The following is an 18,251-nucleotide window of genomic DNA, read 5'->3' as shown; positions in this document are numbered from 1 at the left end:
CCGCCAAGTAGGCTGACCACATGCCGGAGCAGTGGGTCACGGACATCCTTGGGGCACCGTTCCAGAGTCTCACCCTCCCGCTACCTGAGGACGACGAAGGTCCCGTTGTCGCCACGCTCGTGCGCAGTCTCCCAACGGTGGTGCAGCGGATCGCCCAGCCGCTGCGCGATGTGGACGTGCTGTACGTGCACGGCTGGTCGGACTACTTCTTCCAGACCGAGCTCGCCCGCTTCTGGAACCACCTGGGCGCCCGCTTCTACGCCGTGGATCTGCGCAAATACGGCCGCAGCCTGCGCGTCGGGCAGACACCTGGCTACATCACGAGCCTCGACGACTACGACCCCGACATCCAAGCCGCGCTGGAGGTGATGGGGTACGGGCAGGATGACGATCCCGACCGCCGCCTGGTGCTTTTGGGCCATTCCACCGGTGGGCTGACCCTCACGCTGTGGGCGGCGCGGCACTCCGGGGTCGCCGCGGCGCTCGTCCTCAACAGCCCGTGGCTCGAATTGCAGCTGGGAGCGATCGGGCGCCAGGCCATCGCGCCGCTGGTGCAGGTACGGGCGCGCTTGGATCCGCTGGGCACCCACCCGGCCGTGGACCTCGGCTTCTACACCCGCGCGCAGACCGAGCTGGGGTCACTCCCGGCCGGCGAACATCGCGCGCTATGGCGGCCGGACCGGGGATTCCCGACGCATCCCGGCTGGCTCCTGGCGATCCTGGAGGGACACAGCCGGGTCGCGGCTGGAGTCGAGGTCGGCTGCCCGGCGCTGGTCATGCTGTCGGCTGGCTGGTCGAACCCGCTGGTCTGGGCGCCCGAGATGACCTCGACCGATTCGGTCCTCGTCGTCGACGACATCGCCAAGGCCGCGACTCGCATCGGTGCCCGGGTGAGCGTCGAGCGCATCGAAGGCGGCATCCACGACCTGTTCCTCTCGGCGCCGGGGCCCCGCGCCGAAGCATACGAGGCGCTGCAGCACTGGCTCACTCGAGGTGCGCTGCGCGAGCGGTGATCCTCAGGCTGCGTGAGAGTCAGGTGCGCGCAACCCGAACACGTTCCTCCACCGAGCGCCCGACGGTAGCGCCTCCCGAAAATACGGCGTGGTGAGATGCCGCCACGCACTGAAAAGAGACCGCTCCGAACGGCGCATTAGGCGGTGGTAATCGGGCTTCACGATATGCGCACAACGCACCGGGAAATGTTTGCGGCGTGGCCGTTTGTTCTGACAGGATGGGCGCGGCTGGGGAGCTTAATTGGGAATTCGTGCGCTGGTAAACAATTGTCGTTTGCGCGGCGGTGGTGACACTTCCCGGGCCATAGGCCCCATTGCGGAGGCAATCCGCATTCACGAGGAAGCGTCGACGAAGAAATGACCGATTCGTACCCGAACCAGCAGCACGTCCATCAGCACTTCGTGCGGGGGCCTTCGAACGGGAAAGGCGTCGCTGCGCTCGTCGTCGGCGTGATAGCGGTGTTTTTCGGTGTCTCGGTCCCGATTCCGGTATGGGGATTGATCGTGAGCTTCCTGGCTTTCCCGCTCAGCGTCGTCGCGATCATCCTGGGCCATTTGGGCATGAGCACCGCGCGCCGCGTGGGGATGGGGCGCGGGAACTCGCTGGCCGGGGCGATCCTCGGGTACGTGACATTGGGAATCTGCGTACTTACGACCGGGTTTTGGTTTTCGGCCATCGCCGGTGCCGCGTCCGCCGCGACGATCTGAGGGAACCGCGTGCGCAGAATCCGAGTCCGCGGGGTTGCGGCAGATTTCCTCGTGCCGCCCAAATGGCCCATACCGACAGACAAATGGATCCGTGCCAATGCGTTCTGGGAGCCACCCGTCGACTGGATCCCCATCGGCGGACTCCCGTCGGCGCCGGCCGACTGGCAGTTCTGGAAGCCCAACCCGCAATTCCAGCCCCGGCGGATCGCAACCGACGCAACCCTCGCCATGTGGCGGCGGATCTCGAACGTCCTCGCCACTGTCATGGTGGTCACCTTCGCCGTCAACGTACTTCTGCCGCTAGCCGGGGCCGAACGCGTACCCACGCTGGCCTTCATCGTGTCCGCTGCCGCGTGCGGCAATGTCGTGTGCCTCCTCGTGCGGGAATCCCGCAAGGCGCAACTTATCCGGCACAGCGCAGCACACGCGGCGATCGGTGCGGCGGAAGAACGACAGCGCCGGCTCGTCCGCGACTACCAGGCTTATCTGGCGGACCCGGGATGACGCTCGAGGAAGCACGATCCATCCTCAACCTGGAGCGCGGCGCGAGCCGGGAGGAGATCCGCAAGGCGTTCCAGCGGCGTGCGCGCGAAGCTCACCCCGACCGCCACCCGGGCGCGGATGAGCGAGCACGTGCGCATCATGCCCACGAATTCGATCGAGCGCGCGAGGCGCGCGACATCCTGCTGCTTCTCGTCCCCGAGCCTGGCCAGCAGGCGAGCAGGGGTTTTCCGGCGGCTGCGGGACAGGCGCAGACGCCACGCCAGGCGCCGCCGGCGAGCAAACCGCCACCACCGGCGAGCCCCCCGCCGCAGCCTGGCACTCGGCGAGCAGCGCGCGCACAACGACCGCAACCCGCTGTGACGGACCGGCCGCCTCGGACGACTCTTCGCTTCGACGAATTCGTGCGGCAGACGGATGCCGGGGGTTTCGGGCCGGGCGTGAAGTCGCGGCCGTACCACGACGTCGTGAGGATCGTGGTGTGGTCGGGGCTCGCGCTCGTCGTCTGCGGCTTCGCGGCGGCCATTGCCGTGGCCTCCGGGTGGTGAGACGCACGATCGGATCCCATCGTTGCCACCGCGCGTAGCCTGGAGGTATGAGTGTCGCGCTGCAGTCGACCATGACCCTGGGGAACCACTTCGCCACGGAGCTTCCGGAGCTGGCTGTGCCGTGGCAGGCGGCGGAGTTTCCCGATGCCCGCCTGCTCGTGCTCAACGAGCCGCTGGCCGCCGAACTGGGCCTGGACCCCGCGTCCCTGCGTAGCCCCGCCGGGGTGGGCCTTCTCACCGGCAATCTGCTCCCCGACGGGGCGACGCCGGTGGCGCAGGCATACGCGGGTCATCAGTTCGGGGGCTATTCACCGCGGCTGGGCGATGGGCGCGCACTGCTGCTCGGTGAGGTCGTCGACGCTCACGGCGCCCTGCGGGACATCCATCTCAAGGGCTCCGGAGTGACCCCGTTCGCTCGCGGCGGCGATGGGCTGGCGGCAGTCGGCCCCATGCTGCGCGAGTATGTCGTCAGCGAGGCGATGCACGCGCTGGGCATTCCCACGACCCGCGCGCTGGCCGTCACCGCGACGGGCCAGGACGTCTACCGCGAGACCGTGCTGCCCGGTGCTGTGCTCACCCGGGTCGCGAGCAGTCATCTGCGGGTCGGCAGCTTCCAGTACGCCGCGGCCACCGGCGACGTGGACCTGCTGCGGCGCCTGGTCGCCCACGCGATCGACCGTCACTACCCCCACTTGGCGGATGCCGAGAACCCCTCGCTGGCGCTCCTGCAGGCCGTGACTGACGCTCAGGCGTCACTCATCGCGCACTGGATGCTCGTCGGCTTCGTCCACGGCGTGATGAACACCGACAACATGACCATCTCGGGCGAGACGATCGACTACGGGCCGTGCGCCTTCATGGATGCCTTCGACCCGGCATCCGTGTACAGCTCCATCGACCTGGGCGGTCGCTATGCTTTCGGCGCGCAGCCGCTCGTCGGCGAGTGGAACCTCGCGCGCCTCGCCGAGGCGCTGCTTCCCACGCTCGACGACGACACCGAGCAGGCGATCAGCCTCGCCCAGGACGTCCTGGGGGTGTACCGCGACCAGTACAACGCGGCCTGGTTCGCTGGCATGCTCGTCAAGCTCGGGCTTGCCGAAGGTCTGGACGACGAGGTCACGACGCGGCTGTGCACCGACCTGATCGAGCTGCTGCAGGTGAGCCGTGTCGACTACACCGGCTTCTTCCGGCGCCTCAGCGCCGTCGCGCGCGGCGACGCGTCAGAGGTCCGGGCGCTGTTCGCCGACCCCGGCCCCTTCGACATCTGGGCGGAGCGCTGGCTGAGCCTGAGCCCCGACCCCGATGGGATGGATGCCGTCAATCCGGTCTACATCCCGCGCAACCACCTCGTGGAGGAGGCGCTCGCCGCAGCCACCGAAGGCGACCTGGCGCCGTTCGAGCAGCTCGTCGCGGTCGTGACCGACCCGTACACGCCGCGCCCGGGCTTGGAGCGCTACGCGGATCCCGCACCGGACACCTTCGGCCCCTACCGCACCTTCTGCGGGACCTGAGCCGCAGTCGCCGACTATTCCGGGCACGTGGCCTGGTGCCCGGGCTGGCGCGGACGCACAGCAGAGCGTAGAACTGGGCCCATGGCCCGGATCACCAACACGATCGACATCGACGCGTCTCCCCAGCAGGTCTATTCGGCTCTCCGCGCTCTCGACGCCTATCCGACCTGGCTCAGACATTCCATGGTGTATCGAGGAACGAGGATGCGAACGCCTGAGGCGGGGGCGCGGCTTATCTACGAAGACTCGACCATGCTCGGCCGAATGCGTGGTGAACTCGTCGCGGACGTACCCGATCAGGTGCTGCAGTTCCACCAGCGCAAGCCGTCCGGCCGCCTGGATGCGCTGATCCGGTACGACCTGGAGGCCGCCGACACAAGCACGCACCTGACCAGGGTCGGCGAGCTGACGACCCACGGAGCACTTCGCCTGGTTCAGCCGATCCTTCTGCGGATGGCCGCCGCCGAAAGTGAGCGGACGATGAAGTCCCTGAAGACCTACGTCGAACGAAGGAGATGAGTCCCCAGAGACCCGACTCAGAGGGGTGCTCTACCGGTAGTTGATGAACTGCAGGTCGACGTCGAGGTCGGAGGCCTTGAGGATCCGCATGACTTCCTGCAGGTCATCGCGGCTCTTGGACTGCACGCGCAGTTCGTCGCCCTGGATCTGCGACTTCACAGACTTCGGGCCCTCGTCGCGGATGATCTTGCCGATCTTCTTCGCGTTCTCCTGAGAGATCCCCTCCTTCAGCGTGGAGGTGATGCGGTACTCGCGGCCGCTGGCGACGGGGTCACCGGTCTCGAGACTCTTGAGAGAGATGCCGCGCTTGATCAGCTTCGACTGGAACACGTCCAGCACGGCCTTCGCCCGCTCCTCGCTGTTGGACTTGATCAGGATGGAGTCGCCGCTCCAATCGATCGACGAGCCAGTGCCCTTGAAGTCGTAGCGCTGCTCGACCTCTTTGCGCGCCTGGTTGAGGGCGTTGTCCGCCTCCTGGCGGTCGATCTTCGAAACGATGTCAAAGGAGGAATCAGCCATGTCGTGAGTCTACCGAGCCCCGGGTCGGGCACTATGTGTCTCATGGGATCAGCGTTGACCACCATTGGATTACCCGTCGCCCTCGGCATCATCATGTTCGGCCTGGGCCTGAGTCTCACCCTGCGCGATTTCGCGCGGGTCGCGAAGCAGCCGAAGGCGGTGATCGTCGCGCTGCTGTGCCAACTGGTGCTGCTGCCGGCGATCTGCTTCGGCCTCGTGCTGCTTTTCCAGCTGCCGCCGGTGCTGGCCGTCGGCATGATGATGCTGGCCGCCTCGCCCGGCGGCACCACGGCGAACCTCTACAGCCACCTGTTCCGCGGCGACATCGCCCTGAACATCTCACTCACGGCGATCAACTCCGTCATCGCCGTGATCACGCTTCCGATCATCACGAACCTGGCGATCGCCTACTTCGACCCGTTCGACGGTGAACTGGGGATGCAGTGGGCCAAGGCCGCCGAGGTGTTCGCGATCGTGCTGCTGCCGGTCGCCCTCGGCATGGTCGTGCGGCGCGTCTGGCCCGCGTTCGCGGACCGCATGGACAAGCCGGTGCGGATCGTGTCGGTGATCGTGCTCATCGTCGTGATCGCGGGCTCGGTGGCATCCAACTGGGAGCTGCTGATCGAGAACGTTGCGAGCCTCGCGCTCATCACGGTGCTCTTCTGCCTCGTGAGCCTGGCGATCGGCTACGTCGTGCCGCTGCTGCTGAAGGTCGGCAAGCGTCAAGCGATCGCGTCGTCGTTCGAGATCGGCATCCACAATGCAACGCTCGCGATCGTCATCGCGCAGACCGTGCTCGGGTCGGTGGAGCTCAGCCTGCCGGCGGCCGTGTACGGCGTGCTCATGTTCTTCATCGCGTTCGGGTTCGGCTTTCTCATCCGCGACAGGTCGACCGCGGCATCCGATGCACGCAGAGAGGATGCCGCAACGCCAGCGCCTTCGTAGACTGGCAGCCATGCGTCCGCTCACCGAGGACGAACTGCGTACGTCGTTCGTCAACGCCGGCCCCGACGACATCCGACTGGTCACAGTGCCCGCCGACTTTCTGTTCGCCGACTGGGACCATCTGGACTTCTACGCCTGGCGGGACCCTCGCAACCGCGGGCGCGGCTACCTGGTAGCCGAAGTCGAGGGCGAGCTTGCCGGGGTGGTGCTGCGCGCCGCAGACGGATCAAGCCGAGCGCGGTCGGCAATGTGCAACCTCTGCCACACGATGCAGCCCGCCGACCAGGTGGCGCTGTTCACCGCCCGCAAGGCCGGGGATGCCGGTGCGCACGGCGACAGTGTGGGCACCTACATCTGCGCGGATCTGTCCTGCCACGAGAACGTGCGGTTGGCTGCGCCGCTGGCTCCGAGCGAGGTGCGGGCCAGCGTGGACCGCCGCATCGACGGCACGAAACAGCGCACCGAGGCGTTCGTCGCGCGGGTGCTCGAGGGCGTTGCCTGATCCGATTTCAGCTACCCGCCTGGACAGAGTACGATTGACAATCGCGCCTCCGGTCGACTGTACAAGCTGGGCGGGTGCGCACCTGGCGAGTTACCCAAGCGGCCAAAGGGATCTGACTGTAAATCAGACTGCTCAGCATTCGGGGGTTCGAATCCCTCACTCGCCACCAAAATCTGAGCCACAACCAAGAACGAGAGCCCGGCCACTGGTCGGGCTCTCGTTCTTGGTTTCGCCAGTTGCTGCCGACGCACGGTTTCCCCTGCTTCGACGACGTACGAATCGAAAGCGCCGAGCCGGCGGACCGTGCTCCGACGGGCTAGCCCGTTTCGACATCGCCACTGAGCCGAACCGAGCTGCGGAGTCGAAGCGGCAGAGGCAATCGTTCGATCGCCGGATCCCCGGCGGGGCTCGGGCCCAGCAAGATGTCGATGGCGCGTAGCCCGAGTTCCCGGTGCGGGATGGCGAATGTCGTGAGCCCGGGATGCAGCCAGCTCGCGAGCTGATGATCATCGAACGACACGATCGAGAAGTCCGATGGGATCGAGAGCCCCGCCTCTGCGATCGCCTGGTATGCGCCGAACGCCAGCCGGTCGTTGAAGGTGATGATGGCTCCGCGGTCGACGCCGGACCGGATGAGGTCCGTCATTGCGTTCCAGCCGTCTAGCGGGAGCCAGATCGAAGACCTGTGCCCACTGGCCGGTCGGCGTCCGGCGGCCGCGAGTTCTTCCAGAATGCCAGCGAGGCGCTCCTGTCCAGCGATCGTGTCGGGGGCGACGTCGGTGGGTCCTGGACCTGCTCCGATGAGGTGGATGTCGCGGTGGCCCGCTTCGAGCAGAAGGCGAGCCGCCTCGCGTCCGGCGGTGAACTCGTCAGGTATCACAGCGGGCACGAGTACCCCGTCTGGGCCGGGCACCGTGTTGACCAGCACGACCTTCTTCCCGGAAAGCGACTTCGGGAGGGTGCGCTGGCGGGTGAACATCGATGCGATGACCAACCCGTCCACTTGTCTGTCGAGCATTGCCTCTGCCAAGAGCGCGTGCTGCTGGTCGTCGCCCTCCGATTCGCCGATGAAGAGCATGTAACCGTGTTGGCGCGCTCCTTCGAGCGCACCCTTGATCATGTCGCCGGCGAGTTGAGATGTCGCCACCGTGTCCGAAATGAAGCCGATGGTGCGACTTGTTCCGCTGCGGAGACTGGCGGAGAGCATGTTTGGGCGGTAGCCCAACTCCGAGGCCACACGGCGAACGCGCTCCTGCGAGCCTTCCGAAATCCTCAGTTCCGTACCCCGGTCGGAGAGCACGAGCGAGGCGGTCGTGCGGGAGACCCCCGCCGCTTCCGCGACGTCTGCGAGCGTGACGCGTCGAGTGCTCATCCGTCACCTTCCTCGGTCGCGAGCCTATTGAGCCAGACGCGGAACGCCGCCGATTCGTTACCCCTGGGCAGTTGACAACGGATTGCAGACAGGCAGAGTATAGCGACGCTAATCCGATTTAGCATGTGATCGGTCGGTTCGACGATCGCACCCGAGCAATGCCGTTCGGAAAGGAGACACCGGTGTCTCAGATGCACAAGACCTTGCGCCCGATCGTCCTATTGGGAGTGACCTCGGTCGCGCTCGCACTGGCCGCCTGCGCGCCTCCCGGAGGGTCCGCGGCCCCGTCCGCTTCGGCGGCGCCCAACGGTGGGGAAGCTGCCACATGCGGCGACGAGGACGTCGTTCTCAAGGGGTACTTCGAAACGGGGTTTCCACTCCCGTCAGCTCTCGCTGAGGAGTTCACCCGCCAGTACCCGAACGTGACGTTCGACATTCGCGAGGACCAGTTCGCGATCATCACGCAGAACGCCCCGCGCGTCTTGCAGGATTCGCCGCCGGACCTCATGCGGCTTCCGCAGATGTCCGAGCTCGCCACCGACGGGCTGTTGCTCGATCTTGACCCCTACGCCGAAGGTTTCGGATGGACCGACTGGCCGCAGTCCCAGCTCACGCAGCTTCGCGTGGACGAGGAAGGGAGGCGCGGTTCGGGGCCTCTCTACGCGCAGGGGCTCAACTACTCGATGACCGGGGTGTTCTTCAACAAGGAACTCGCGGCGCAGATCGGCATGGACGAAGCGCCCGCAACCCTTGAAGAGTTCGACGCCGCTCTGCAGGCGGCGAAGGATGCCGGGATCGTTCCGATCGCGCAGTTCAATGGGGGCGCTACCGGCGGCCTGGCGTTCCCACTCCAGGGGCTGATGGCGTCCTACGGCGATCCGGCCGCGATCAATGAGTGGATCTTCCAACAACCCGGTGCCACGATCGACACCCCGGAGAATCTCGCCGCGGCGGAGCACCTGCAGAGCTGGATCGACGCCGGCTTCTTCGCCGAGGACATCAACTCAATGGATTACGCGCAGATGATGAGCCGGTTCATCGGTGGAGAGTCGCTGTTCATGTTCAACGGCGACTGGGAATCGGGGAATCTTGATGCTCAGATGGCCGGTAACGCGGGCTTCTTCCTCGTGCCACCGGTTGAAGAAGGCGGGCAAATCGGAGCGATGTCAGCCCCCCTCACGTTCGGCGTAGCTGCGGCGGCGGAGAACCCGGACTGCGCGGCGTTCTTCCTTGACTGGACGGCAACGAATGAGGACGCCCGTGCGCTCACTGTCGAGGTCGGCGGTTCGCACCCGATGGGACCGGCAGACGCCTTCATGCCGGCGATCGAAGAGGGTTCGACCACCGACGAGACGCTCGCTGCGGGCTCGATCATGGGCGAAGCCAACGGCGGCATGGACTTCATCGCCAACGCCACTGGGGCGATCTACGCGCAGAGCTGGACTCCCAACCTTCAGAAGATGGTCGCGGGGGAGCAGACCCCCGCCGGTCTCCTCGAGTCTGTGCAGGCTGATTACGAAAGCCAAGTCGGGAACTGAGCCTCGATGGAAGGCGTTCGAACAGCTGCTGCGCCGGTGGAGTCCTCCGGCGCAGCAGCGCTGACGGATGAACGCCTTCTTCTGCGTCGACGACGCCGCAGGAAGGCAATCCGCAACCTGAGTGCTTACGGGCTCGTACTGCCAGCGGCGGGGTTCTACGTCTTCTTCGTCGTCCGTCCGATCGTCCTCTCCGCCCAGTACTCGTTCTACGAGTGGAATGGCATCGGCCCGGCGACATGGGTGGGCATCACCAACTACATAGAGGTGTTCACCAACCCCAAGCTCGTTGGCGCGATCCTCAACGCGTTCGAGCTGATCCTTTACTTCACAGTGCTGCCCGTTGCGATCGCGTTGCTCGCGGCGAATCTCATCCGGGCTATCGCGGCGAGCCGGCTCGCGGGGGTGGCGCGAACGGTTCTTTTCCTCCCTCAAGTGATCCCGCTCGTCGCCGCCGGCATCATGTGGAGTTGGCAACTCTCCACGGACGGCCTTGTCAACCAGATACTCCGACTTTTAGGTCTGGGCGGAATCACGCGAGCATGGCTCGGCAATTTCGACACGGCACTTCCGGCCGTGGGGGTAATCGGCGCATGGGTGCTCGTAGGGCTGTGCCTGGTGCTGATCCTCGCCGGCATGACCAAGATCGATCCCGCGCTTTACGAGGCCGCACGAATCGACGGAGCGGGGCCGGTGCGCGAGTTCTTCACGATCACGCTTCCCGGTGTCCGCCAAGAAGTCGCGGTGTGCGTCACGGTCACCGTCATCGCCGCCCTCGCGAGCTTCGACATCATCTACATCTCCACCCAGGGCGGCCCAGGTGACAGCACGCTTGTGCCCGGTCTCCAGATCTTCTACCTGGCGTTCTATGAGCGGGAGATCGGCACGGCATCGGCCTTCGCCATAGTGCTCATGGTGCTCGTGCTCGTCGTGGTCGTCCCTCTCCAACGAGTTCTCAGAGGCAGAGAATCGTGATCGTCAGCGCTCGCGAGACCTGGATGGGGCGAGTCGTGCTCGTCGTCCTCATGATCGTCACGATCCTTCCGTTCCTCAGTCTGTTCGTGACAGCGCTGCACGAGCCGGGCACATATCCCCGGGGGCTCGAATGGCCGGACACCCCGCATTGGGGAAACTTCGTCCTCGCATTCCAGTCCGCGAATATGCTCGCCCTTCTCGGTTCCAGCTTCCTGATCGAGCTGGGAGTGGTGCCGATCGCCGTGCTCATCGCGACGCTCGCGGGATTCGCGCTCGGTCACCTCAAGCCGTGGGGCCAATCCTTCGTCTTCATCTTCTTCCTCCTGGGACTGACCCTCCCCTTTGAGGGCATCGTCACGCCGCTGTACTTCCAGGTGAGAGAAATGGGGCTGCTCAACACGAGGTGGGCGATCATCTTGCCACTGATCGGGCTGTTCATGCCGTTCGCGGTCACGTGGATGCGAGCGCATTTCGTCACGATGCCGCAAGAGCTCTCGGAGGCGGCACGAGTGGATGGTGCCACGACGTGGCAGCTGTTCTGGCGCGTCCACGTGCCGCTGTCGGTGCCAGCGATCTCCTCGCTCGCTATCCTGCTGTTCCTATGGACGTGGAATCAGTTCCTGCTGGCAATCGTGCTCGTCGACGACCCGGCCAAACGGACGATGGCGGGTGCGTTAGGTGCCTTCCAGGGGAGGTACGGAACGGACATCCCGCTGCTGTGCGCAGGCTCGCTACTGATCCTCACCCCGACCCTGATCATCTTCCTGATCTTCCAGCGTCAGTTCGTCTCGGCCCTGATGCAAGGCTCACTCAAGGGCTGAACCACGGGGAAGCGCGCAGATCCCACGGCGCACATTACTGAAGGATGAGATGACATTCAGCCTGGATTCGTATTGGGTGTGGGACTTCTGGATCGCCGATGATGGCGGGACTTTCCACCTCTTTTATCTGCATGCACCGAAGTCGCTGAAGGACCCCGAGCTGCGCCACCGCAACGCGCGAATCGGGCATGCGACGTCGACGGACCTGATCGATTGGACCGATCACGGAGAAGTCCTCGGGCCCGGCCCGGCCGGGAGCTTCGACGAGACCGCGACGTGGACCGGCTCAGTCATTCGTGGGAATGACGGGATTTGGCGGATGTTCTATACGGGAGCGTCCTTCCCCTCGGCGGACAGCTCCGTCAACACGGAGTGCATCGGCATAGCGACGTCCCAGGACCTCTCTACGTGGACGAAGCGCGAGTCGTTCGTACTGCGAGCCGACATCGCCCACTACGAAAAGCTCGGGGAGAGTCCTTGGCCGGAAGAAGCGTGGCGGGACCCTTGGGTATTCAGAGACCCGGCAGGGCACGGCTGGCACATGCTCATCACAGCGCGTGCCAAGGACAGCGGCGTCACGAACGGCGGGGTGGTCGGTCACGCGTGGTCGGCCGACCTTGACTCATGGGCCGTTCGTCCCCCGGTTGGGCCGCGCGCCAACGATTTCCCTCACCTCGAGGTCTTGCAGATTGCAGAGGTAGGTAGCCAGTCGATTCTGCTGTTTTGCGGACCCCGTACGCGCGTGGGGTTCGAAAGAGACGAGGTGACCACGGGGATCTGGGCAGTGCCGTGCCCCGATTTTCCTCGCCACGTCCAGGTTGACGACGCCGAACTGATCGCCGCAGCCCCTCACTACGCGGGCCGAATCGTCCACGACCGTGCTGGCGTACCGGTACTCATGACCTTCATTGGGTCTGCCGGATCCGAGTTCCTCGGCACCATTAGTGATCCGACGCCTTTGGGGGCCATCGCGACTGAATCCGCACTCCTTAGGCCGTCGATCTGAGCCCGGCCGTTGTGGCCGGGCTCTCGTGCTCCGCTTCAGGCGTTCAGGCGTTCAGGCGTTCAGGCGATCGGAGTCCGCGACGCGACGCACACGCGCAGGCTCTCACGGATGGCCGCTTCGACGTCTTCCGGGCCGTAGCCGAGGGCTGCCTGCACCGGCTCGGGATCGATGTACGCGAACCGCTCCTGCACGCGCACGGCGTCGGCCTGGTGCATGCCGTGCTCGATGCCGCGTGCCGCCTCGGCCTGGTCGTACGCCGCCATGCCGGGCAGGAACGCCTCGGCCGGCAGCGCCTGCACGCGCGCCGGGTCGGTGCCGAGTTGCTCGGCGATCATGCGGTGGAAGTCGGCGTAGGTCATGTTGATGCCGCCGAGCGCGTAGGTCTTGCCGTGCTCACCGCGTTCGATGGCACCGCGCGCCGCTGCCGCCACCTGGCCGGTGGTCACCATCACAGTGCCGCCGGATGCCACGGCGATGGGGGAGTCCTCGGGGAGGGCGGCATCCATCGTCACGAACATGTTCCACAGCGGAATCGTGTCGGGCATGGTGCCGAAGATCCAGGGGAGGCGGAGGGAGGTCACCGTCATGGCGCCATCGCCCTCGAGGAACGCCACCTGCTCCTGCAGCAGCCGGGTGCGGACGTATCCCGCGTTCTCGCGCAGGCCCAGTTCCGGCCAGCGCTCGGCGAACTCGGCGAAGTAGGAGCCGAACACGACGAACGAGCGCACGCCTGCCTGACGGGCGAGCCGCGCCATCCGCTGGGTGGGCAGCACGTTGGCGCGGTAGAAGAAGCCGGCTGCGGGCGCCTTCGGGGCGATGCGCTCGTCGGCGCCGGCCGCGTAGGCGACGGCATCCACGCCGTCGAGCAGTGCGAGCAGCTCGTCGTCAGATGCCTCGGTGACGTTGCAGTAGACGTACCGTACGCCGTCGAGCGGGTGGGCGGTCTCGGGCGGGAGCGCGATGGAGAGCACGTCGTAACCGTGGGCGAGGAGTTCCTCGGCGGTGGCGCGGCCGAGCAGTCCGGTTCCGCCGATGATGGCAACTGTGGACATGGTGCATCCCTTCTGATGGGTGCCAGTCCGCAGCGGTCGGCTACGTGTCTGGCCTGTGGTCTGACCACAGATTAACGCGTCGGCGTCATTCGCAGGCTGGCGTGGGGGCCGGGGAAAATGCGGCGCTACTCATCCGCGAACGTCACGTCGGCGACGACAGGGAAATGATCCGACGGATAGATGCCATCCACAGCGTCGGGCACGGCGAAGGCGGCATCCACCCGCACGTCGTGTCCCTGCGCGAGGAGGATGTGGTCGATGCGCCGGTCGATCTCCTTGCCTGCTTCGACCGGCGCGAACGGCACCGCCGAACTGAGGGTGACGGTGGCAGGGTCTCCGCTTCCGAGATCCCACGCGTTGTCGACCCCCACCTGCAACGGTGCGTACTCGGCTTGAGTGACATCGCAGTTGAGGTCGCCGAGCAGGATCCGCGGGACGCCGGTATCCGCCCGCAGCAGTTCGGCCAGCCGTGTCGTCTGGGTGAGGTGGTCATCGGCGAAGGTCGGCTCCCATTCGGTCGCGGCGACGATGACGTCGAACGGGGCGTCGGGGTGCTTCACGCGTGCCTCCAGCGCGACCGGCGCTATTTGCCGGTGTGTGGCAGGCAGGACGTGTTCCGCGGTCAGTGTCAGCGGCCAGCGCGAAACCAGTCCGACGCCCAGTGTCACGCCGGCCTGCTCGGGGTGTTCCGGCGCGTGCGGTACCGGTGGGAGGGAGGGTCCGGCGAACGCCGCATGCATGCCGAAGCGCTGTGCGACCATGTCGGCCTGCGATCGGCCGCCGGGCTCGCGCCATACCTCCTGCAGCCCCACGATGTCCGGCTGCAACCGGTCCAGCACGGTCAGGAGCGCTCGCTCGCGCGCCCGCCAATCGGGAGCGAAGCGCCAGAGCACGTTCCAGGTGACCACCCGCATGGTGGCCAGCCTGCGAACGTGCGAATCCTACGTCAAGTGGTTCGCGCGTTCCCGGCGTGTCAGGATGGGGAACGCCGCCGCCGTCGTGCTGCGGGAGAGGATCGACGATGACCGAGCCCATCACAAGCCCCGCGTCCGCCAAACTACTTCGCACTGCGATCTGGGTCGCGATCGGAGCGATGATCGCCGCGGCCCTGGTGTGCGTAGTCTGGGTGCTGTTCGGCCCAGAAAACGGCCTGGTCGGCCGTGCATTCCTGACGATCCTGCTGTTGGCGTCGTTCGCCGGTGTCTCGATCCTCGAGGCGCAACTGGCCGACCGACGCCCCGCCTGGTTCGCCCTGGCGAGCATGGCCGTATGGGTGGCGACGCTCCTCATCGGCGCATTCATGATCTGGATGCCGGAGGCCGACCGTTACTTCGGGGTGGGGGCTGACCGCTTCTTCCGCTTCCTGCTGATCGTGTTGGTGCTGCAACTCGCCCTGCTGCACATTCGACTTTTCACGAAGGCGCACGCGCGGTATGCGACGTCGTTCACCACGATCGTGACCTACGTCACCATTGGGCTGGTCGTGATCCTTGCGGTCATGCTGGTGATCCCGCTGATGCTGTCGGAGTTCTTCGAGTTCCTCGCCATCTACTGGCGCATCGTCGTGGCCATCTCGATCCTCGCCGCCGTCGGTACGGCTCTCGTGCCGCTCGTGAACGTGCTGTTCGCCCCCAAGAAGCCCCGCCCGGTCGCCGCTCCCGTCGCGCACGTCGCGCCGGTTCAGGCGCAGCAGCCGGTCACGCAGCAGTGGCCGACGTACGCCGACGGCTACACGCCGCTGCCGGTCATGCCTGACGGCTCGCCGGATTGGAACGCGTACTACACCGGGTACCCCACGTACTCGCAACCGGCGAATGCGGCATCCACGCCCGCTGTCGAGCAGCAGAGTGCGCCCGCGGCGCAGGCACACGACCCGTATGCGGCGGTCGCGTACGAGCCGGCGCCGGTCGACGATGCGACCGAGCAGACGCGACCGTCCTCGCACACGCCCGCGCCGCAGCCCGAGGCCGAGCCGCCGCTGCCGCCCGTGCCGCCGCTGCCCCCCGTGCCGCCGCTGCCGCCGAAGCCGTAAGGCCTATCGCCCGAGAAGCTCCAACGCGGCCATGGCCGCATTGTGGCCACCGATGCCGCTGACCGCGCCGCCGCGGCGTGCCGCCGACCCGCACCACAGCACGTGGGCGTGGTCGGTGGCCACGCCCCAGCGGTGCGCGGGGGAGTCGAGGGGGTCGTCGTCATCCGCCCAGGGCCACGACAGGTCGCCGTGGAAGATGTCGCCCCCCGTCATTGCCAGTGCCGTTTCGAGGTCGCCGGTGGTGCGCGCCTCGATGCAGGGCGTGCCGTCGGCGGTTCCGTGGAGCACGTCGGTGATCGGCTCGGCGAGCACGCTGTCCAGCGTCGCCTGCGCGGCGCTCAGCAGGTCGGCGCGCGCGCGCTCGGGGTCCACACCGGCAATCACCCGGTGTGGCACCTGCAGTCCGAACAGGGTCAGGGTGTGGGAGCCGGACGCGCGCAGCTCGGGTCCCAGGATCGTGGGGTCCGTCAGCGAGTGGCAGTAGATCTCCGCCGGCAGCGGCTCGGGCAGTCGCCCCGCGGATGCCGCAGCGTGCGCGGCATCCAACTGTGTCAACGTCTCGTTGATGTGGAATGTGCCGGCGAATGCGGCAGCGGGTGCCACCGCGGTGTCGCGCAGCCGTGGCAGGCGGCGCAGCAGCATGTTCACCTTGACCTGTGCCCCCTCTGGACGCCGCGGAACCGCGGAGGCCGCGCCCGTCGCCTCGAGAAGTTCGTGCAGCACCGCGGGACCCACGCCGCTCAGCACGATCCGGCCGCAGAAGGATCTGCCGTCGGCGGTGCGCACCTCACCGTCGGGTGCCACCGATGTGACGCGCGCGCCGGGGATGAGCTGGGCGCCGGCCGCGCGCGCGGCGCGCTCCAGCTCTGCCGAGACGTGGCCCATGCCGCCCACCGGTACGTCCCAGTCTCCGGTGCCGCCGCCGATGACGTGGTAGAGGAAGCAGCGGTTCTGTCGCAGGCTCGCGTCGTCGCTCGCGGCGAACGTGCCGATGAGGCCGTCGGTCAGCGCGATGCCCCGCCCCAGGTCGGTGTGCAGGCTCTCGCGCAGCAGTGCGCCCAGCGGGGCCGCCGTCACCGCCTCCCAGAGGGCATCGTCGCCGACGCGGGCGCGCAGCTCGCTCGCGCGGGCCAGCGGCTCGGTGACCGTCGGGAAGATCGCTCGGGCGAGCGGGTTCAGTCGTGCCCCGAACGCGGCGAACCGCTGCGCTTCGGTGGCATCGCCGGTGGTGCGGGTGAAGCTCTCGGCGGTGACGGCGGCATCCGCCGTGTCGATCAGGATGCCGCGTTCGGGTCGTGCCGGGTCGGGCGTGTAGGAGGAGTAACGGCGGCGGCGCAGCGTGATGCGAAGCCCGAGGTCGTCCACGATGCGTGCCGGGAGCAGGCTGACCAGATAGGAGTAGCGCGACAATCGCGCCTCGATGCCGGCCCACGGCTGCTCCGAGACCGCGGCACCGCCGAAGTGCGCGAGCCGCTCGAGCACCGCCACGGTCTTGCCGGCCTGGGCCAGGTAAGCGGCTGCGACGAGGGCGTTATGCCCACCCCCGACGATGACGACGTCGTGCGTGCGGGCTGCCTCGACCATGGCGCCACGATAGTGCGCGTAGCGTGGAGCGCATGAGTCTGGAGCAAGAACTTGGAACGCTCGCCATCGAGATCGCTACGGAGGCCGGGGCGCTCGCGCACGCGCGCCGCAGTGAGGGAGTGTCGATCGCGGCGAGCAAGTCGGCGCTCGCCGACATCGTCACCGAGGCCGACCGTGAGGTCGAGGCTCTCATCCACAAGCGCATCGCGGCAGCCCGACCGGGCGACGGGTTCCTCGGGGAGGAGTCCGACGCCGAACCCGGCACCACCGGCATCACCTGGGTGGTCGATCCCATCGACGGCACGGTCAACTACGCCTACGGCATCCCGTCGTATGCCGTCAGCATCGCCGCCGTCAGCGGCGACCCCGATCCGCGCACGTGGACCGCGCTCGCCGGAGCGGTGTATGCCCCGGCGCTGGGCGAGATGTTCCATGCCGTGCGCGGCGGCGGCGCCTGGCTGGGTGGCCGTCGCATCGCCGTCAACAGCGAGGTGAACCCGGCCGGGTCGCTGCTGGCAACCGGCTTCGGCTACGACCCGGCCAGCCACGCCCCGCAGCTCGCGCTGCTCGGACGGGTCATGCCGCTCGCGCGGGACATCCGCCGCATCGGCGCCGCCTCGCTTGATCTGGCCTACGTCGCGGCGGGCCGACTGGACGGCTACTTCGAACGCGGATTGAACCCGTGGGACCACGCCGCCGGAGTGCTGCTGGTGCAAGAAGCCGGGGGAGTGGCGGTCGGGGTCCCGGGCGCCGCGCCGACGCGCGAGATGACGATCGTGGGCAACGCGACCCTGGTCGAGCGCCTGTCGCAGGTGCTGTTCTCGGGCGCCGCGCCGGAGGTTGGGCGCGCCGAATGAATCGGTCCAATACTCGCGTGGCATTTCGAGCGTGCGCGCGGTAGTGTTTATACGATCGTTACTTTCTCGGCCCGAACGACGAAGGTGACGTCACTTCCACCCGAAGACGTCCCTCCGCCCCCCGAGCGGCTGACCCGAGAGCCACGAGTTGACCTTCGACGCCCATCCGGCAATTCCTGCGCCTTCGCGCCGGTCCAGCCGCACCGTCGCCAAACCAGCGCCCGAGACCTCGGGCGCCCTCACGCGCGCTG

At 67.0% G+C, this 18,251-nt stretch carries 19 protein-coding genes and 1 tRNA gene; 15 read left to right on the top strand and 5 right to left on the bottom strand.

Annotation, left to right across the window (positions count from 1 at the left end; genetic code table 11):
- Positions 1 to 20 precede the first annotated feature (20 nt).
- The 6 genes from QNO11_RS12765 to QNO11_RS12740 all read left to right on the top strand — a co-directional run bounded on the left by QNO11_RS12765 (position 21) and on the right by QNO11_RS12740 (position 4,800).
- Entirely contained in the window at positions 21 to 1,013 is a 993-nt protein-coding gene (locus QNO11_RS12765; RefSeq protein WP_257507912.1) for an alpha/beta hydrolase, read from the top strand.
- Between the two features lie 357 nt (positions 1,014 to 1,370).
- A complete protein-coding gene (locus tag QNO11_RS12760; protein ID WP_257507913.1) occupies positions 1,371 to 1,721 on the top strand; it encodes a DUF4190 domain-containing protein in 351 nt (116 codons plus the stop codon).
- Positions 1,722 to 1,730: 9 nt separating this feature from the next.
- The gene (locus QNO11_RS12755; RefSeq protein WP_257507914.1) at positions 1,731 to 2,225 is read left to right on the top strand and encodes a hypothetical protein; all 495 of its coding nucleotides are present in this window, start codon (positions 1,731 to 1,733) and stop codon (positions 2,223 to 2,225) included.
- Positions 2,222 to 2,770: a J domain-containing protein gene (locus QNO11_RS12750; RefSeq protein WP_257507915.1), complete on the top strand. Its 549-nt coding sequence runs from the start codon at positions 2,222 to 2,224 to the stop codon at positions 2,768 to 2,770. Before QNO11_RS12755 ends, QNO11_RS12750 begins: the two co-directional genes overlap by 4 nt.
- Positions 2,771 to 2,817: 47 nt before the next feature.
- On the top strand, positions 2,818 to 4,281 hold the full coding sequence (locus QNO11_RS12745; RefSeq protein ID WP_257507916.1) for a protein adenylyltransferase SelO: 1,464 nt from the start codon (positions 2,818 to 2,820) through the stop codon (positions 4,279 to 4,281).
- Between the two features lie 81 nt (positions 4,282 to 4,362).
- A complete protein-coding gene (locus QNO11_RS12740; protein WP_257507917.1) occupies positions 4,363 to 4,800 on the top strand; it encodes an SRPBCC family protein in 438 nt (145 codons plus the stop codon).
- Positions 4,801 to 4,830: 30 nt separating this feature from the next.
- Here the strand turns inward: QNO11_RS12740 and QNO11_RS12735 are convergent, their stop codons facing one another.
- Entirely contained in the window at positions 4,831 to 5,319 is a 489-nt protein-coding gene (locus QNO11_RS12735; protein WP_257507918.1) for a YajQ family cyclic di-GMP-binding protein, read from the bottom strand.
- A 3-nt stretch (positions 5,320 to 5,322) separates the two neighbouring features.
- Between QNO11_RS12735 and QNO11_RS12730 the strand changes: the two genes are divergently transcribed.
- The 3 genes from QNO11_RS12730 to QNO11_RS12720 all read left to right on the top strand — a co-directional run bounded on the left by QNO11_RS12730 (position 5,323) and on the right by QNO11_RS12720 (position 6,935).
- Positions 5,323 to 6,264 carry a bile acid:sodium symporter family protein gene (locus QNO11_RS12730; protein WP_257507919.1) on the top strand — a complete coding sequence of 314 codons (942 nt, stop codon included), beginning with the start codon at positions 5,323 to 5,325 and terminating at the stop codon, positions 6,262 to 6,264.
- A gap of 10 nt (positions 6,265 to 6,274) precedes the next feature.
- On the top strand, positions 6,275 to 6,766 hold the full coding sequence (locus tag QNO11_RS12725; RefSeq protein ID WP_257507920.1) for an FBP domain-containing protein: 492 nt from the start codon (positions 6,275 to 6,277) through the stop codon (positions 6,764 to 6,766).
- An 84-nt stretch (positions 6,767 to 6,850) separates the two neighbouring features.
- Positions 6,851 to 6,935, top strand: a tRNA-Tyr gene (locus QNO11_RS12720).
- A 147-nt stretch (positions 6,936 to 7,082) separates the two neighbouring features.
- Here the strand turns inward: QNO11_RS12720 and QNO11_RS12715 are convergent.
- Positions 7,083 to 8,138, bottom strand: coding sequence for a LacI family DNA-binding transcriptional regulator (locus QNO11_RS12715; protein ID WP_257507921.1), 1,056 nt, complete (start codon positions 8,136 to 8,138; stop codon positions 7,083 to 7,085).
- A gap of 191 nt (positions 8,139 to 8,329) precedes the next feature.
- Here QNO11_RS12715 and QNO11_RS12710 point away from each other — a divergent pair, with 191 nt between their 5' ends.
- Genes QNO11_RS12710 through QNO11_RS12695 form a run of 4 tightly spaced genes read left to right on the top strand, consistent with a single transcriptional unit; the run spans position 8,330 to position 12,475 of the window.
- Complete coding sequence (locus tag QNO11_RS12710) at positions 8,330 to 9,676, top strand: ABC transporter substrate-binding protein (RefSeq protein ID WP_257508727.1); 1,347 nt, start codon at positions 8,330 to 8,332, stop codon at positions 9,674 to 9,676.
- Positions 9,677 to 9,682: 6 nt separating this feature from the next.
- Positions 9,683 to 10,648, top strand: coding sequence for a carbohydrate ABC transporter permease (locus tag QNO11_RS12705; RefSeq protein WP_257507922.1), 966 nt, complete (start codon positions 9,683 to 9,685; stop codon positions 10,646 to 10,648).
- Positions 10,645 to 11,469 carry a carbohydrate ABC transporter permease gene (locus QNO11_RS12700; protein ID WP_257507923.1) on the top strand — a complete coding sequence of 275 codons (825 nt, stop codon included), beginning with the start codon at positions 10,645 to 10,647 and terminating at the stop codon, positions 11,467 to 11,469. The genes QNO11_RS12705 and QNO11_RS12700 overlap by 4 nt, the downstream gene beginning before the upstream one ends.
- Before the next feature lie 49 nt (positions 11,470 to 11,518).
- A complete protein-coding gene (locus tag QNO11_RS12695; protein ID WP_257507924.1) occupies positions 11,519 to 12,475 on the top strand; it encodes a glycoside hydrolase family 68 protein in 957 nt (318 codons plus the stop codon).
- 59 nt (positions 12,476 to 12,534) lie between these two features.
- Here QNO11_RS12695 and QNO11_RS12690 read toward each other — a convergent pair whose 3' ends face one another.
- Entirely contained in the window at positions 12,535 to 13,527 is a 993-nt protein-coding gene (locus QNO11_RS12690; protein WP_257507925.1) for an NAD-dependent epimerase/dehydratase family protein, read from the bottom strand.
- A 125-nt stretch (positions 13,528 to 13,652) separates the two neighbouring features.
- On the bottom strand, positions 13,653 to 14,441 hold the full coding sequence (locus QNO11_RS12685; RefSeq protein ID WP_257507926.1) for an endonuclease/exonuclease/phosphatase family protein: 789 nt from the start codon (positions 14,439 to 14,441) through the stop codon (positions 13,653 to 13,655).
- Between the two features lie 107 nt (positions 14,442 to 14,548).
- On the opposite strand from QNO11_RS12685, the gene QNO11_RS12680 reads away from it, so the two are divergent.
- Complete coding sequence (locus QNO11_RS12680; RefSeq protein ID WP_257507927.1) at positions 14,549 to 15,559, top strand: hypothetical protein; 1,011 nt, start codon at positions 14,549 to 14,551, stop codon at positions 15,557 to 15,559.
- Between the two features lie 3 nt (positions 15,560 to 15,562).
- On the opposite strand, the gene QNO11_RS12675 is transcribed toward QNO11_RS12680, so the two are convergent.
- The gene (locus QNO11_RS12675; protein ID WP_257507928.1) at positions 15,563 to 17,143 is read right to left on the bottom strand and encodes a phytoene desaturase family protein; all 1,581 of its coding nucleotides are present in this window, start codon (positions 17,141 to 17,143) and stop codon (positions 15,563 to 15,565) included.
- A 32-nt stretch (positions 17,144 to 17,175) separates the two neighbouring features.
- On the opposite strand from QNO11_RS12675, the gene QNO11_RS12670 reads away from it, so the two are divergent.
- Positions 17,176 to 18,000, top strand: coding sequence for an inositol monophosphatase family protein (locus QNO11_RS12670; protein WP_257507929.1), 825 nt, complete (start codon positions 17,176 to 17,178; stop codon positions 17,998 to 18,000).
- Positions 18,001 to 18,251: the final 251 nt, after the last annotated feature.

Source organism: Microbacterium sp. zg-B96 (assembly GCF_030246865.1).
Taxonomy (GTDB): domain Bacteria; phylum Actinomycetota; class Actinomycetes; order Actinomycetales; family Microbacteriaceae; genus Microbacterium.
The sequence above is the reverse complement of the archived record's forward strand: the minus strand, read 5'-3'. Positions and strand labels throughout refer to the sequence as shown.

Bases quoted from the DNA above. Each gene is read 5' to 3' on its own strand.
- QNO11_RS12740 (WP_257507917.1), top strand. From the start codon at position 4,363: ATGGCCCGGATCACCAACACGATCGACATCGACGCGTCTCCCCAGCAG.
- QNO11_RS12705 (WP_257507922.1), top strand. From the start codon at position 9,683: ATGGAAGGCGTTCGAACAGCTGCTGCGCCGGTGGAGTCCTCCGGCGCA.
- QNO11_RS12685 (WP_257507926.1), bottom strand. From the start codon at position 14,441: ATGCGGGTGGTCACCTGGAACGTGCTCTGGCGCTTCGCTCCCGATTGG.
- QNO11_RS12715 (WP_257507921.1), bottom strand. From the start codon at position 8,138: ATGAGCACTCGACGCGTCACGCTCGCAGACGTCGCGGAAGCGGCGGGG.
- QNO11_RS12690 (WP_257507925.1), bottom strand. From the start codon at position 13,527: ATGTCCACAGTTGCCATCATCGGCGGAACCGGACTGCTCGGCCGCGCC.
- QNO11_RS12670 (WP_257507929.1), top strand. From the start codon at position 17,176: ATGAGTCTGGAGCAAGAACTTGGAACGCTCGCCATCGAGATCGCTACG.
- QNO11_RS12745 (WP_257507916.1), top strand. From the start codon at position 2,818: ATGAGTGTCGCGCTGCAGTCGACCATGACCCTGGGGAACCACTTCGCC.
- QNO11_RS12675 (WP_257507928.1), bottom strand. From the start codon at position 17,143: ATGGTCGAGGCAGCCCGCACGCACGACGTCGTCATCGTCGGGGGTGGG.
- QNO11_RS12695 (WP_257507924.1), top strand. From the start codon at position 11,519: ATGACATTCAGCCTGGATTCGTATTGGGTGTGGGACTTCTGGATCGCC.
- QNO11_RS12725 (WP_257507920.1), top strand. From the start codon at position 6,275: ATGCGTCCGCTCACCGAGGACGAACTGCGTACGTCGTTCGTCAACGCC.
- QNO11_RS12760 (WP_257507913.1), top strand. From the start codon at position 1,371: ATGACCGATTCGTACCCGAACCAGCAGCACGTCCATCAGCACTTCGTG.
- QNO11_RS12710 (WP_257508727.1), top strand. From the start codon at position 8,330: ATGCACAAGACCTTGCGCCCGATCGTCCTATTGGGAGTGACCTCGGTC.
- QNO11_RS12765 (WP_257507912.1), top strand. From the start codon at position 21: ATGCCGGAGCAGTGGGTCACGGACATCCTTGGGGCACCGTTCCAGAGT.
- QNO11_RS12680 (WP_257507927.1), top strand. From the start codon at position 14,549: ATGACCGAGCCCATCACAAGCCCCGCGTCCGCCAAACTACTTCGCACT.
- QNO11_RS12750 (WP_257507915.1), top strand. From the start codon at position 2,222: ATGACGCTCGAGGAAGCACGATCCATCCTCAACCTGGAGCGCGGCGCG.
- QNO11_RS12735 (WP_257507918.1), bottom strand. From the start codon at position 5,319: ATGGCTGATTCCTCCTTTGACATCGTTTCGAAGATCGACCGCCAGGAG.